The organism is Streptomyces sp. NPDC043854 (assembly GCF_056436005.1).
Window position 1 is genome coordinate 80,845 of sequence record NZ_JBWKDK010000019.1, and the last position, 13,369, is coordinate 94,213.

Genomic DNA, 13,369 nt, shown 5'->3' on the forward strand with positions numbered 1-13,369 from the left:
CCGCGTCGGCGGGGAGGACCGAACGAGGCAGCTCCGATCGTCCAGAGCATCCGGAACACCCCCACGTCGGCGGGGAGGACAGACGAGGGCTGGCCTCGATATCGACCTTGTAGGGAACACCCCCACGTCGGCGGGGAGGACGGGCCGCTTTCATGTGTGCTCGTTACGCGCGTCGGAACACCCCCACGTCGGCGGGGAGGACCCTTCGTGACCTGCAGGTTCCTAAGCGCTTTGCACGTTCTTTGCCGTCTGGTGGGGATAAGGGGGCGTTGTCATGGCGGAAGCCTAAGGGCCGATGGGGCCAGCGCGCAGGATGCAAAGCCCAGAACAGCACACGGATGCCGTTCACCTGGCTGAGGGGGCCGAAGATGTTTCTGCTTGCTTCTGGTACGCGCCGTGGTGTGTGGGCGGTATGCCTGCGACATGCTGGGTGAGTGGCTCGGTCTCCGGCGGGGCTGATGTGTGCTGGGGGATGTGTGGTGCTGGGCGCCCCCACATCGGTGGGGAGAGCAGCGCGTCAGGGGCACTCCCTGCTCCGTCGCACGGCACACCCTCACATTGGTGAGGATTTCATCGCCGTTTGTTTGTTGCGGTCCCCAGGGCGACGGGTTCCGTCGAAGGTGGTGGTGGGGGTCAGTTGCCTCCGCCGAGATGGCGGAGGACTCGGCAGCCGTTATGAGCAACTGTGTTGCAGGTCGCTCCTGGGTGCGAGGTCGAACACGGTGGTGATCACGGCGAGCGCTGTGGCGGGCGTGATGAAGCAAGGGGGCTCGGATTCGCCATGGTGCTGGGTGCAGCTGATGCCAGCGGCCGCGCGTCGGAGGTTAGAGGAGGCTCCCCCTAGATCGCCAGTGGTTCCCGCTCCTTCGCACTTCTTTGGGTGTTCTGAGTACGCCTGCATGTCTCGGCTGCTCTACTGGGCGCGGTTGCTGTCAGTGGGGGGTGTTTCACTGTCTGCGTCTGGCGGGTGGTGCTGCGCGGGGCAGCCGCCCGATGCCCCCGAGTGATGCGTGGCAGGTGATGGAACGGGAGGGGAGGGACCGTTGGTTGCCGGGTTCGATGTGCGGGATGAGCCGTGGGTTCCTGTGCGGTTTAGGGATGGTTCGGCGGCGCGTGTGGGGTTGCGGGGGCTGTTTGGGCGTGCTCATGAGATCGCGGACCTGGAGCTTCCTGTGCCGCCTGCGGCATCCGGGCTACTGCGCATCCTTGCCGCCATGACCGCGCGTATTGCGCGTGATGCCGGCGGAGTGAGGCTGGATGACCGGGGTCTGGCCGAGGATGCAGATGACTGGTTCGGGTTGCGGGGCCGGGTCCTGGCTTTGGGCCGGTTCGATCGCGGTGCGGTCGACGACTATCTCGACAGGGAAGTACCTGAAGGGCGTTTCGATCTTTTCGACTCTGTGCGGCCGTTTCTTCAGGATCCGCGATTGCGTGTGGAGTGTGTTGACGCTGCGGGCCAGCCGAACCCTTCGGGTGTCAACAAGCTGGTCCTCGGTCGTCCGACCGGTGTCAACGGGGCTGTTCTTTTTGGGCATTTCACTGACACCGCGCCTGTGCCGGTTCCTCCGGCCGAGGCGGCTTGGCATTTGATCGCCCAGTTGTACTACGGGCCGTCCGGGCAGTGCACGCCGCGGCGGATCACCAGCGTGAAGCCGGGCAACGGGGACGCCGGGCCGCTCCGCAAGACCGTCTCCTACCATCCCTGGGCGGGTGATCTGTTCACGACGCTCGTCTTGGCCGTGCCGGCACCCGGCAGCGGTGCCGAACCGGGGCCGGGGGACGCATGCCCTTGGGAGGAAGCCGACCTGCCGGACCCCTTGGGTCCCTCGCCGCGGCTGAGCTGGCCCGCCCGGCTCCTGACCGGCCGTGCGCGCCACGCCGCGCTCCTGGTGCCCTCGGCGGATCAGTCGGTGGTGACGGATGCCTATCTCACCTGGTCCACTCACGAGCCGGCTCGGGCTGCCCGGGACCCGTACGTGATCCTCGACATGCCCAAGGCGGGCGGGGGTCAGCCCTATGCCCGGTCGGCAGACGGCAGCCGGGCCCTTTGGCGTGACCTGGATGCGTTGCTGCTGAAGGGCGGTGGCCAAAGCAGGCGCCCGGCGGCTTTCGATGAACTGCCTCCTGATCTGGCGCCGACGCTGCGTGTGCGTGCCTACGGTTTCGACCAGGACGGTCAGCAGCGCGACAGCATCTGGTTCGAGGCGATGACTCCGCCTGTGTTGGGGTGGCAGGAGGACGGTCCCGAGCCGGAGATGGCGATGCGTGTCGGGCACTGCCGCGAGGCTGCCGAAGAGGTGGGCGGCATGCTGCACTACGCGGCCAGGCTGGCTTGGAGGCTGGCCACTGATCCCCCGGCCGAGCCGACGACGAAGGTGAAGCTGGATGCGAGGAAGCCCGGGCCGTGGGCGCAGGCTGCCCTCACCCGCTACTGGCCTCAGGCCGAGCGCCTGTTCTGGCAGTTGGTGGGCGCTGACCGGCTCGCGGATCCGCCGCGCCCGCCTTTCGTTGAGGCGGCCATGGGGGCACTGGACGCCGTGCTCGGGGCCAGTAGCGCAGATGTACGGGTGGCTCGGGCGCGGGTAAGCGCTCGGTCCGCCATCCGCTCGGTGCTCCGTCCGTCGGCGCCGGGTATCCGATCCACCGTTGCAGCGTCTCGAGGGGGCGGGGTATGACCACGACGCAGTATTCGGGGCCGTTGGGGCCAGCGGATCCGGCGGCGTTGCGCAGTTCCGAGAAGTTCGTCGCCGAGGTTCTCAAGCTGTGCGGGAAGGACAAGGGAGCCCAGGCTGATCTGCGCAGCGGTGTCGGGCAGTCCTACGACCGCTGTCACCGCCTGCACCGGCACCTCACGCGTCGGCTTCCCGAGGGTTTGCACCACGATGCGCGCCGGGCGTACTACGCGGTGGCGGCGTTGATCGCGGCGCGCCCGCGTGCTGCGCGTGAGGAAGAGCGCAGCGTCGAGCGGGCTGCGGACGGGGATCGTACTTTGGTGGCGCCTGCTCTCGGATGGTGGGATCGGCCGAACTTCGGCGCTTCGCTGGCGGATGCTGTCAACCGGGGCGTCCTCAAAGCCGGCTCTGCCGAATCCGACCTGCATTTGATGGCGCGGATCAGCAGTGATTCGGTCCACGGCAGGCTGCCGTCCCTCACTCGCCAGCTCTCCGGCCGGGGTGTGTACCTGGACTGGGCCGTGCTGCTCGAGGACCTCGTGTGGTGGGACCGGGGCAGGGACCGCATTGCGACCCGTTGGCTCGAGAGCTATTTCCGCATCCGCAGCGCCGAAGACGACACGCCGCCCGCTGTGGGCGCCGCACGCACGCAGCACACGGACAATGAATCTGCCGAGGAGAACTCGTGACGTCCCTCTTTCTGGACCTCAACGCCATCCAGTCGGTGCCGGTCGCCAACTTGAACCGGGACGATCTTGGTTCTCCCAAGAGCGTGCGGTATGGCAACACCTCCCGCATCCGTGTCTCCAGCCAGTCGTGGAAGCGCGTGATCCGGCAGGGCGTCGAGAGCGATCTCGGGGAGAACGCCGCCCGCACTCGCCAAGTCCCGGTGAAGGTCAAGCAGGCCCTCGTCGCTGACGGCTGGCCCGAGGACCTCGCGGCGTTCGCCGGCGCCCAGGTTGCGGCCAGCGCGGGGAAGAAGGGGCTGGGCACCGAGAAAGCGGGTCACACCTCCGTGCTGCTGTTCCTGCCCGAGGCCGGCATCGACGACCTGGTAGCCGTCTGCATGGAGCACCGCTCGGTGCTGGAGGCGGGCGTCGGCAAGGCCAAGCCGGGGGCGCTGCTGCCGGCCGATCGGATCGAGGCGATTCTCAAGAGCCGCACCGCGTCCATCAGTCTGCTCGGTCGTATGCTCGCTGAACTGCCTGGGGCGAATGTCGACGGGGCTGCTCAGGTCGCGCATGCCTTCACCACGCACGCCAGCGAACCGCAGCGGGACTATTTCACCGCGGTCGACGACTGGCTTGGCGAGGCCGACACCGGCAGCGGTCACCTCGACACTGCGGAGTTCAGCGCTGGGGTGTTCTACCGCTTCGCGTCGGTCAATGTCACCGATCTGCTGACCAACCTCGAGGGCGATGCGAAGACGGCGCGTTCCGTGCTGGGATCGTTCGCGGACCACTTCCTGATGTCTTTGCCGCAGGCAAAGAGGAACAGCACGGCGCCGCATACCATCCCCGATCTTGCCTACGCCGCTGTACGGTCCCAGCGGCCGCTGTCCCTCGCCGCTGCCTTCGAGACGCCGGTGACCGCAGACCGCGCCGGGGGTTTCTCGGGGCCCTCGCGTGCCGCCCTGGCAGCGTATGCGGGGGAGGTCAACCGTCTCACCGGGCACCGCAACCGCATCTTCCACGGCCACACCGCGGTCGGTTCCGACACGTACGAGCACCTCGGCCAGGTTCACTCCTCCTTCCCGGAGCTGATCGCTGCCGCAGTCGAGGCGGCACTTCCCGAGGCCGGGGACGGCGGGCGGTGACGGGACTTCTGCTCCGCCTGGCAGGCCCCTTGCAGTCGTGGGGGGAGCGCTCGGTGTTCTCCGCCGTCCGCGACACCGCGCCGTTCCCCACCCGCTCGGGGCTGGTTGGCATGCTGGCAGCAGCGGAGGGGCTGGTACGTGGCGCGTCCCTTGAGCGGTACGAGCCTTTGGAGTTCACCGTGCGGGTGGACCGGCCCGGCGTGCTGCTCAGCGACTACCACACCGTCGGCGGCGGACAGCCCGACCACCTCACCGCCGCGACCAGCGGCGGCAAGCACAAGGGCGATGCTGTGATCACCCGGCGGCATTACCTTGCCGACGCCGTGTTCGTCGTCGCGGTGCAAGGGCCCCGAGCCGACATCGACCGGCTCGCCGCAGCCCTCGCCCGTCCGCACTGGGCGCCGTATCTCGGGCGGCGCTCCTGTGTGCCGGACGAGCCGTTCCTGCTGCGGCCACATGTGGCCGACCCGGTGGGGGAGCTGCTGGAGCGCGTTCCGCTGAGTAGCCCGTACATCGACGAACGGCGCGGCCGGCGGATCCGACCGGACGACAGTGTGCAGGTGGACTTCCTCTGGGAGCAGCTGCCTGCGGGAAGGTCTGATGCCGTCCTGCTGACATCCCACGACCGACCGGTCACGTTTGCGCAGCACGGCCGCGAGCACGGCAAGCGCCACATTCACCGGACGGTGGAGACGCTTCCCGCCTCGCTCCTGCCAGGCCAGCCAGGCACGCTTCACGAGCGACTGATCGACTACGCCGTACAGGGCGAGACACTCACGGAGACGGTCTCATGATCACCACCACCCCCACGGCAGTCCTCGCCCGGATCCGGCTCAATCCCGGCAGCCGTGCAGTACAGCGGGATCTTCGGGATGCCACGCAAATGCACCGGACATTGATGCGGCTGGTTCCGGACGGGCTCGGGGACAGCCCCCGCCTGCACAGCGGCCTCCTCTACCGGGTCGACGCCATCGAGTCGGAGACCACCGTGCTGGTCCAGGCCACAGCACCTATCGACGAGAGCAACCTGCCCGCCGGCTACGGACGCATCGAGGTCAAGGACCTGTCGCCCATGTTCGCAGCGCTGCGGACAGGGCTGGGCGTGCGGTACCGGATCGTCGTCAACCCGGCCAAGCGGGAACGACTCGGGCTGGAGCTGAAGCACCAACGCGGACGGGTCATACCCCTCACCGGGCCGGAAGCAGACCAGTGGTGGACGCGAAGGGCAGAGGGTGCAGGGCTTCAACTCAACTCCGTGCTGCCCACGCCGATGGAGCCCGCCCGCCGGACGGCCAAGAACGCGCCGCCCCTGCGGCACACCCTTGTCCGCTACGACGGCACCGCCACGGTGAACGATCCCCAGGCCTTGCGCGCAGCCCTCCTGGCCGGCATCGGCAGGGGCAAACCCTACGGCGCCGGGCTGCTCACCCTCGCCCCAGCAGCGTGACCAGCACGAAAGGAAGGCAAGGGAGGGGATCTCAGGCGAGGCGCCACCTGGCAGCCCCCACCCTGGCCATGCTGCCACGCGTGGCCGACTCCCTCTCCTTCCTGTACCTCGACATGGTGCGCGTCGTACAGGACGACACAGGCGTCTGCGCCCAGATCAAGGTCGACGAGCAGCGCACCGACCTCGTCTACATCCCCACGGCGGCCCTGTCATGCCTGCTACTCGGACCGGGCGTGTCCATCACCACCCGTGCCATGGCCACGCTCGCCCGCCACGGCACGAGCGTGGTCGTCACCGGCGCCGGCGGGGTCCGCGCCTACGCATCAGTCCTGCCCGACTCCCTCACCACCCACTGGCTCGAGCAGCAGGTACACGCCTACTCCGATCCTGAACGACGCCTCGCAGTCGCCATCCGCATGTACCGCATGCGCTTCGACGACGACGTGCCGACAGGGGTCAGCCTCAACCAGCTGCGGGGGATGGAAGGGCAGCGGATGAAGGCGTTCTACCGTCTGCTGGCCCAGCAGCACGGCATCGGACGCTTCCGCCGCGCCTATCAGCCGGACCAGTGGCAGGCACAGGACCCGGTCAATCTCGCCCTGTCCGCCGCCAACACCTGTCTGTACGGCATCGCCCACGCTGCCCTCCTCGCCCTGGGCTGCTCGCCTGCCCTCGGCTTCGTGCACGCAGGCACCCAGCATGCGTTCGTGTACGACGTCGCCGACCTGTACAAGGCCGAGACCACGCTGCCGGCCGCCTTCTCGCTCCACGCCTCAACGGATCCCGAACGGGAGGTGCGCCGCAAGTTCCGTGATGACCTGCGCCTGCTGCGACTGCTGCCGCGGATCGTTCAGGATGTCCAAAGCCTCCTCTCCCCGGAAGCCACGATGACTGGGTCCCGCCCCGAACGGCAGGACGTGGACATGGTCCACCTATGGGACCCCAAAGCGGGTGCGCTGCCCGCGGGCGTCAACTACGCGGGGGAGGCCGACTGATGCCGTCGATGGCCATCATCGCCACAACAGCGGTCCCGGACCACCTTCGAGGCGCGCTCAGCCGCTGGACAACCGAGGTCGTGCCCGGAATCTTCGTCGGCACCATCTCTGCACGCGTGCGCGATGAGCTGTGGAATGCGGTCGCTGACATAGTCGGCGACGGCCAAGCCCTTCTGATCCACCCGGCGCCGACCGAACAGGGGTATGCACTGCGCACAGCTGGCACGAGACGCCGCGTGCCGATGGACTTCGATGGTCTCACTCTGATCCGTATGACAGGGATCGAGTCGCAGCCAAAGGTAAAGAAAATGCAATACCCCTAGAACGGGGCAGGTCAGAAAGGGTCCTCCCCGCCGACGCGGGGGTGGTTCGGGCTTCCTCGAGGAGGCCAGCCGGATCCGGCAGTCCTCCCCGCCGACGCGGGGGTGGTTCGCAGCGTCTTCGTGTCGTGGCCATCCTCGCCGAGTCCTCCCCGCCGACGCGGGGGTGGTTCGGCCGCGTGGCCGGGGCTGGCCGATGCGCGGTCGTCCTCCCCGCCGACGCGGGGGTGGTTCGCTCTCCATGTCGCCGGTGATCGCCAGGTGGCCGTCCTCCCCGCCGACGCGGGGGTGGTTCGCCCGCGGGTCGGGGCCGTTTGCCGCTCTAGGCGTCCTCCCCGCCGACGCGGGGGTGGTTCTCTGGTCAATGAGGAACTTGGCCAGATCCTTGAGTCCTCCCCGCCGACGCGGGGGTGGTTCGGCCCAGTCCATCGCGCTGCGCACGCTGCTGCTGTCCTCCCCGCCGACGCGGGGGTGGTTCGCGGGCGCGGCTTGTTGCGGGCACAGTCGATTCCTTGGGGACCCGTGCAGGTCAGTGGCCGCCGCGCGGCTCGATGCAGCCGCCCTCCATGTACGGGCCATGTGCCTCGACTCGGGTCACGGAGCCGGGCTGCCCAGGGATGGCCAGGGTGCCCCTGACGCAGGCGCCGGTGCCCTTGACCATGAAGGCGAACTCCAGGATGAGACCCGGGGCGTTGATCTCAGCCTCCGTAGTCGGGTAGCCGAGCTCGGCCAAGGTCTTCTTCAGCGCGGGGCCAGTCGTGGACGGGGGTTTGCCAGCCATGGTGAAGGCCTGGGTGATCCGGGCCGCGTGTGCCCGCCCCATACACTCGGCCCGGGCACTCAGCCTTCCCTTGATCTTGTAAGCGTGGTTCTCGGCGTACTTGGCCGCCTGAGGGTCCTGCGAGGCACTCGGCTCGCTACTCGATGTGGCAGCGACAGCGTCCGCGCAACGGGCGGCGATCTCCGGGAACTGCTGGTCGTGCTGCTGCTGTTCCGCCGCAGCCGCCGCCTCCGCTGCCTTCACCCATTCGGGCGTGGCGGAAGCGGAGGCGGACACCGACGCGCCGACGCCGATACCAGCGCCCGCCCGGGTGGTGCCGCACCCGGCAAGCGCGAAGAGGCAGGCCGCGGCGGCAAGGACGGCGACTGGGACGGTACGGCGTATCACACAGACTCCTTCTTTTTTGGCGGTGCGTAACCGATCACGCCTGGTGTCCCGTTCCCCGGCGACACCGTGCTGCTCGACTTGGTCGCGGGTGGCGGCGTACGGCGCAGCAAGCCTGATCCAGCTCGGTGTGGGGCCAGAGTATGTCGCTTCGACGCGGTGCCGGCGGTCAGCCCGGGTGTTTCAACGCTCCCGTGGCCGCGGGCGCCGCAGCCGACGGCAGGTCCGGTCCAGGCGTGCGCGGGCCTCGGCCGGTGGACGAACATGAGGTGACGTCGGCTGTTCCGCTTGATGGTGCCGAACGGCGATACCAGTCGGCCAGGCCTTGGTGGCCTTCTCGTACAGCCCGGCCTTCATGAGGGACCGGAGGGACCAGCCGTCGATGTGGTGGTTTCTGCGGAGCTGGCTTCTTCCCTGCCGCCGTCGGGACTTGCAGATGCTGACCCTTCTCTCCAGGGCCCTTGGGGCTCCGGGCCCGCCCAACGGACGTGCGCAGGGCTCCATGAGCTCGACAGCGCCGGGGGCTTCGCAGCGGGCTCGGCCTTCTCTACGGTCTCCCCTGCCTGCTCGGCCGCGATTCGGGGTCAATGGCGGTTCTTCGGATCCGCGCCGGATGCATGTGGGGCGATACCGTGTCCTGTGCGAGATCACCGAGACCCCCGACACCATGGTGATCGTCTACGTAGGCCGTACCGGCGCCGCCGCCTAGTGTGCCGTCTCATGACATTGGTTCCTCGCTGTCAGGCTTGGCGGGCGTAGGACGTGAGGCGATCGGCGAGCGCGATGACGAGGTCGCGTAGTTCATCGGGGCGCTCGATGACGAACGGCCGGTCGAGTGAGGCGAGTATCCGAGGCAACCAGTCGAGCTGCTGCGCCCGTAGCTCGACGCGCAGCCAGTGCTCGGCCGCCGGGTCCTGGCCGGCCGCGGGCTCGTGCTCCTCAAGGCTCGCGACGCTGGCGGGGAGGTGCGCGCGGATCTGCTCAACTGTCCCGTGGATCCGCAAGGTCACCTCATGCCGGTACTCGGCCGTGGCGAATCCTGACAACACGCGCTGTGCCGGACCGGGACCCACGGACGCTTCAAATGAGCCGGGCAGGGCCCTCGCGGCTGCGATGCGATCGAGCCGGAAGGTTCGGTCCTCGCCGACCTGGGCGTCTTTGCCCGTCACGTACCACCGGCCCGCATGGGCGACGATCCCGTACGCGTGCAGTGTGCGTTCGCTGCGCCGTCCGTCGCGGTCGGTGTAGCGGATCGAGACCGGTCGGCGGTGGCGCACCGCATCGGCGATGGTGAGCAGGAGCCCGGCGTCGGGGTGGTCCAACTCGCCGGGCTGATCCGTGAAGGCGAGAGCTTCCAGGAGTGTGTCGAGCCGGCGGGCGATGTGCTTGGGCAGCACCCGCCGGATCTTCGCTGACGCCGTCTCGTTTGCCGTGCGCTCCGTCGTCGTCAGCCCTGCCCGGCGGCCGGCGACCAGGCCGAGCAGCACGGCCAGCGCCTCGTCGTCGCTGAGCATGAGCGGAGGCAAGCGGTACCCGGGAGCCAGCCGGTACCCGCCGTAGCGGCCGCGCACCGACTCCACGGGCACGTCCAGGTCGATCAGCTGGTCCACATACCGCCGCACAGTGCGCCCTTCGACGCCGAGACGGTCGGCGAGCTCGGCCACAGTCCGGGTGCCGCCCGACTGCAGCAGCTCCAGGAGTGTCAGCACGCGGCCGGTGGGTCGTGGCATGTTCGCAGCCTAACGCGAATACAGGACCGATTCTGTCCACTATTTCTCCTAGCCTGCGACGTGCACGCCTCCAGCACAGCCAAGGAGATTCCCATGGACTTCGTCTCGATCCGCATCATCACCAGCGACGTCGCACGCCTCGTCGAGTTCTACGAGCGAGCTACAGGGATGCAGGCGATACGGGCCACCGAGGACTTCGCCGAACTCAAGACCGCGGGCGCAACCCTCGCGATCGCCAGCACCCGCACCGTCCCGCTGTTCGCCCCGGCCTCTGCCCGCCCGGCGGACAACCACAGCGTGATCACCGAGTTCCTTGTCGACGACGTGGACCGCGTTCACCAGAACCTGACCGGCTTCGTCACCGACTTCGTCAACGAGCCCACCACGATGCCCTGGGGCAACCGGTCGCTGTTGTTCCGCGACCCCGACGGCAACCTCGTCAACTTCTTCACCCCCGTCACCCCGGAGGCCATCGAAAAGTTCGCACGCTGACGCCACGCACAGCCGCTCACGCGGGAGCCCCGAGATCACACCTCCGAGCAAGAACGCAGGGCCGCGCTCGCGGACTTCCTCAACTACGACAACCACGAGCCCCCGCACTCAGCGCTCGGAGGCCGGCCACCCGTCAGCCGGACCTCCGGCAGCGACTACCGCATCGTGTTCGACCAGCCACCGAAGCCGCTCGAAACGATCCCGCAGCAGCTCACCTTCGAGGACGCCGTGGAAACAACGTCCTGAGACACCACACCTAGCAGATGAGGGGGCCGCTCTCCCGAACGGCGCTCCCGCGTGCGACGCCTTCAGTCGCGGTTCGCGCGGGCGAGGGCGTCGGCGAGCTGGTCGTGGTTCATGCTGGAGCGCCCCTACTCGTCTGATGTGACCGGGCGCCGCGCGACACCGCCGAAAGAGCCCGCGGCAATCCGTTCGCGTGGCATCGCCCGACCACGGTCTGCACATGACCAGGACAAGCCAGACCGATATCCGTGGAGGCGGTGTTCCCGGAACTGGCCGCTCATCGGGGCCGGACCACGCGGCTGCACCCCAGGCCGGGGCGGCCCGGCATGCGGGACAGCCATGTCGGCGGGCCAATGCTGTGGCCGGACAGCGACATGTGGCCGGTCTGCCACGAGCCCACCAGCGCGAGACTGAGGGTTACGCGCCGGACGAGATCCGCATCGCCCGGACCGCGGGCGAATGGCCGCGGAGCCGGCCGCGGCCCGACGCCAGCCCACCCCAGGAGGATGGACCGGTGCCTTTCGTGGGTCTCGCCCAGTTCTTCTGCCGGGACGTCCCGGGCCTGCCGTCCGGGCCCGACGGTGCAGACCTGGTGCAGCTCTTCCGCTGCCCGTTCACCCACGGTCTGGAGCGCAGGGCCGATGGCCATCGACTGCAGGTCCTGCGCGACCCCGATGCGACTGCTGCTGACCGCCGGGGGCGACGAGATGGACTGACCTGCTGGACGTGAGCGTGGACTCGACTGTCTGCCAAGACCCACCCGGCGGTCGAGCAGGCCCAGAAGCCGATGCCACTCGTGATCACGGCCCGGCCCGAGCAGGAACCGCTCACCCCGTCCTTCCGTCATCTACATGGGGGTTGCCAGAGACTCAACCCCCTTTACGCTCTTCACCGCCGAGGTCCGAGGAGATCCATGGTCGACACCGTCAACTCACTGGCCGCCCGTGTTCACGAACTGCTGGTGGAGGTCCTGACCAATGGTCCCGCCGCGGTGGGCACCGCGGGCTTCCACGACGTCGTCGCGCGCGCCACGGCGCTCGGCCCCGACGGCACGTGGCTCGCCGCCGCGGGCCACGCGAGCCTCGGCGTCCTGGCCGTCCTACGCGGAGAGGCGAACCAGGGGATCTTCCACCTCGACGCCGCGGTGGCAGCCGGTTACAACGACTGCGTGGCGCTCCACGTCGCCCCTCTACGTTCGTTGCACGACGATCCCCGCTTCCGGGCCCTGTATCAGCGGATGCGCATCACCGAGGCGGACCTCGACGAGTTCTTCTGGCTGCACCAGGAAATGCAGCTCATGTCGCGGGACGCCCAGACAGCGGCCGTTGACAACATCGGCCGCCTCGACACCGGGGTGTCGCTGCTTCCGCAGGCTCCCATGCCGACCCGGGAATCGAACACCCTCGGCGTCCTGATCACCCGCATCGATCTCGCCGCGACCCAGACCGCACTCCAACAGGCCGCCTTGAAGTTGGACTTCCAGCGCAGCTCCGGCAATACCAGCCTCAGTCTCATCGACGACTCGTGGGACTACTCCCGTGCCAGGCGTGACGCCTGGCACGCCGAAGAGTTGGATTCCCAGCGCCTGCGGGCCGCCGAGGCCCGGGCTTTCGTCGAACGCCCCGGCGCCGGCACCATGCTCATCCCCTGTCCGCCGCTGGGCTCGATCGTTTACCCGGGCTGAGGAGGACCGCACCGGCGCGGTGGCCGGTGAGGCTTCTTCGCCGGCTCCCGTCCGCCATTTCGGGCGAGGCCGGTGAGAACTGGTGACACGAAACCGCGACGCCCCCGCCGGCCAGCGGGGGCGCCGTGGCAGGTACTCAGGCTTCGGTCAGCCAGCCTTCTTCAAGACCGCCCAGAACAAACCCGTTCTCGAAGCGCACCCTGTATCTGATCTGAGAGCCGACTCCGGCGTCGAACCCTCCGTGCCCGATGATCTGCTGACGGAGGTTGTCGATTAGGCCGGCCGTGTAGCCATCGAGCTGGACGCCGCGGATTCGCCGTTCGAATTCCGCGAGCCCGTCCTGGGCCACGCCGCCGGCTTCCTTTGCCGAGGCCGTGACGATGCCCTCCAAGCCCTCGGCCAGGCACAGCGGACCGGGGAAGCCGATCCTGGCCGCCGTGTCGTTTGCGGTGACCTGCACATCCCTGGTCAGCTTCACCTTCGCGCCGGTCTCGTACGGCATGGGTGTACCCCCCTCGTTCGATCTTGGCCGTGACCATGGCAAGCGTAGTCGGGATGCCAGGGAAGGAATGAGTATCCGGCAAGATCAGGAGCCCCGCGGAGCTGGTATCCAAGGACGCGGCCGCCGTCTCCCACCCGAGGCAGGACCCGCCGTGTTCGAGCCCCCCGCCCCCACTACCGCCGACCGGATGCTGGCCGCCCAGCAGCACGCCGCCGACGTCATCGGCCTGCGCGCCACCGGCCGCCTCCCGGCCTGACCGGGACCGTCCACTGCCACGGGGCTCTTCGTACGAGGCCGCGTTGA

Annotated in this window: 12 protein-coding genes and 2 CRISPR repeat arrays (1 of these 14 cut by a window edge); of the genes, 9 read left to right on the top strand and 3 right to left on the bottom strand. The window is 68.7% G+C overall.

The window, feature by feature from the left end:
• Positions 1 to 202: direct repeats of the CRISPR family, unit length 28 nt; unit sequence GGAACACCCCCACGTCGGCGGGGAGGAC (it extends 314 nt beyond the left edge of the window).
• 859 nt (positions 203 to 1,061) lie between these two features.
• From casA to cas2e, 7 genes are all read left to right on the top strand, one after another.
• Complete coding sequence (casA, locus tag AC068A_RS19100; RefSeq protein WP_478586412.1) at positions 1,062 to 2,675, top strand: type I-E CRISPR-associated protein Cse1/CasA; 1,614 nt, start codon at positions 1,062 to 1,064, stop codon at positions 2,673 to 2,675.
• The gene (casB, locus tag AC068A_RS19105; RefSeq protein ID WP_478586318.1) at positions 2,672 to 3,361 is read left to right on the top strand and encodes a type I-E CRISPR-associated protein Cse2/CasB; all 690 of its coding nucleotides are present in this window, start codon (positions 2,672 to 2,674) and stop codon (positions 3,359 to 3,361) included. Before casA ends, casB begins: the two co-directional genes overlap by 4 nt.
• Positions 3,358 to 4,488, top strand: a complete 1,131-nt coding sequence (gene cas7e / locus AC068A_RS19110) for a type I-E CRISPR-associated protein Cas7/Cse4/CasC (RefSeq protein WP_478586320.1) — start codon at positions 3,358 to 3,360, stop codon at positions 4,486 to 4,488. Before casB ends, cas7e begins: the two co-directional genes overlap by 4 nt.
• Positions 4,485 to 5,282 carry a type I-E CRISPR-associated protein Cas5/CasD gene (gene cas5e, locus AC068A_RS19115; protein ID WP_478586321.1) on the top strand — a complete coding sequence of 266 codons (798 nt, stop codon included), beginning with the start codon at positions 4,485 to 4,487 and terminating at the stop codon, positions 5,280 to 5,282. The genes cas7e and cas5e overlap by 4 nt, the downstream gene beginning before the upstream one ends.
• On the top strand, positions 5,279 to 5,935 hold the full coding sequence (gene cas6e / locus AC068A_RS19120) for a type I-E CRISPR-associated protein Cas6/Cse3/CasE (RefSeq protein ID WP_478586323.1): 657 nt from the start codon (positions 5,279 to 5,281) through the stop codon (positions 5,933 to 5,935). Before cas5e ends, cas6e begins: the two co-directional genes overlap by 4 nt.
• Positions 5,936 to 6,003: 68 nt before the next feature.
• Positions 6,004 to 6,930, top strand: a complete 927-nt coding sequence (cas1e, locus tag AC068A_RS19125; RefSeq protein WP_478586325.1) for a type I-E CRISPR-associated endonuclease Cas1e — start codon at positions 6,004 to 6,006, stop codon at positions 6,928 to 6,930.
• Positions 6,930 to 7,253, top strand: coding sequence for a type I-E CRISPR-associated endoribonuclease Cas2e (gene cas2e, locus AC068A_RS19130; protein WP_478586327.1), 324 nt, complete (start codon positions 6,930 to 6,932; stop codon positions 7,251 to 7,253). Before cas1e ends, cas2e begins: the two co-directional genes overlap by 1 nt.
• Positions 7,254 to 7,273: 20 nt before the next feature.
• Positions 7,274 to 7,729: direct repeats of the CRISPR family, unit length 29 nt; unit sequence GTCCTCCCCGCCGACGCGGGGGTGGTTCG.
• A 50-nt stretch (positions 7,730 to 7,779) separates the two neighbouring features.
• Here cas2e and AC068A_RS19135 read toward each other — a convergent pair.
• Together AC068A_RS19135 and AC068A_RS19140 are read right to left on the bottom strand one after the other, a co-directional pair.
• Positions 7,780 to 8,418, bottom strand: a complete 639-nt coding sequence (locus AC068A_RS19135; protein ID WP_478586328.1) for a hypothetical protein — start codon at positions 8,416 to 8,418, stop codon at positions 7,780 to 7,782.
• A 737-nt stretch (positions 8,419 to 9,155) separates the two neighbouring features.
• Positions 9,156 to 10,145 carry a helix-turn-helix transcriptional regulator gene (locus tag AC068A_RS19140; protein ID WP_478586329.1) on the bottom strand — a complete coding sequence of 330 codons (990 nt, stop codon included), beginning with the start codon at positions 10,143 to 10,145 and terminating at the stop codon, positions 9,156 to 9,158.
• Between the two features lie 93 nt (positions 10,146 to 10,238).
• Here AC068A_RS19140 and AC068A_RS19145 point away from each other — a divergent pair, with 93 nt between their 5' ends.
• Positions 10,239 to 10,637 carry a VOC family protein gene (locus AC068A_RS19145; protein WP_478586331.1) on the top strand — a complete coding sequence of 133 codons (399 nt, stop codon included), beginning with the start codon at positions 10,239 to 10,241 and terminating at the stop codon, positions 10,635 to 10,637.
• A gap of 1,156 nt (positions 10,638 to 11,793) precedes the next feature.
• Positions 11,794 to 12,564 carry a hypothetical protein gene (locus tag AC068A_RS19150; protein WP_478586333.1) on the top strand — a complete coding sequence of 257 codons (771 nt, stop codon included), beginning with the start codon at positions 11,794 to 11,796 and terminating at the stop codon, positions 12,562 to 12,564.
• Positions 12,565 to 12,700: 136 nt separating this feature from the next.
• Here the strand turns inward: AC068A_RS19150 and AC068A_RS19155 are convergent, their stop codons facing one another.
• The gene (locus tag AC068A_RS19155; RefSeq protein WP_478586334.1) at positions 12,701 to 13,066 is read right to left on the bottom strand and encodes a hypothetical protein; all 366 of its coding nucleotides are present in this window, start codon (positions 13,064 to 13,066) and stop codon (positions 12,701 to 12,703) included.
• Positions 13,067 to 13,369: the final 303 nt, after the last annotated feature.

What these genes read in the sequence shown, in the direction of transcription:
- AC068A_RS19145 (WP_478586331.1), top strand. Translation starts at nt 10,239, where the DNA reads ATGGACTTCGTCTCGATCCGCATCATCACCAGCGACGTCGCACGCCTC.
- AC068A_RS19140 (WP_478586329.1), bottom strand. Translation starts at nt 10,145, where the DNA reads ATGCCACGACCCACCGGCCGCGTGCTGACACTCCTGGAGCTGCTGCAG.
- AC068A_RS19150 (WP_478586333.1), top strand. Translation starts at nt 11,794, where the DNA reads ATGGTCGACACCGTCAACTCACTGGCCGCCCGTGTTCACGAACTGCTG.
- cas1e (WP_478586325.1), top strand. Translation starts at nt 6,004, where the DNA reads ATGCTGCCACGCGTGGCCGACTCCCTCTCCTTCCTGTACCTCGACATG.
- cas2e (WP_478586327.1), top strand. Translation starts at nt 6,930, where the DNA reads ATGCCGTCGATGGCCATCATCGCCACAACAGCGGTCCCGGACCACCTT.
- cas6e (WP_478586323.1), top strand. Translation starts at nt 5,279, where the DNA reads ATGATCACCACCACCCCCACGGCAGTCCTCGCCCGGATCCGGCTCAAT.
- AC068A_RS19155 (WP_478586334.1), bottom strand. Translation starts at nt 13,066, where the DNA reads ATGCCGTACGAGACCGGCGCGAAGGTGAAGCTGACCAGGGATGTGCAG.
- casB (WP_478586318.1), top strand. Translation starts at nt 2,672, where the DNA reads ATGACCACGACGCAGTATTCGGGGCCGTTGGGGCCAGCGGATCCGGCG.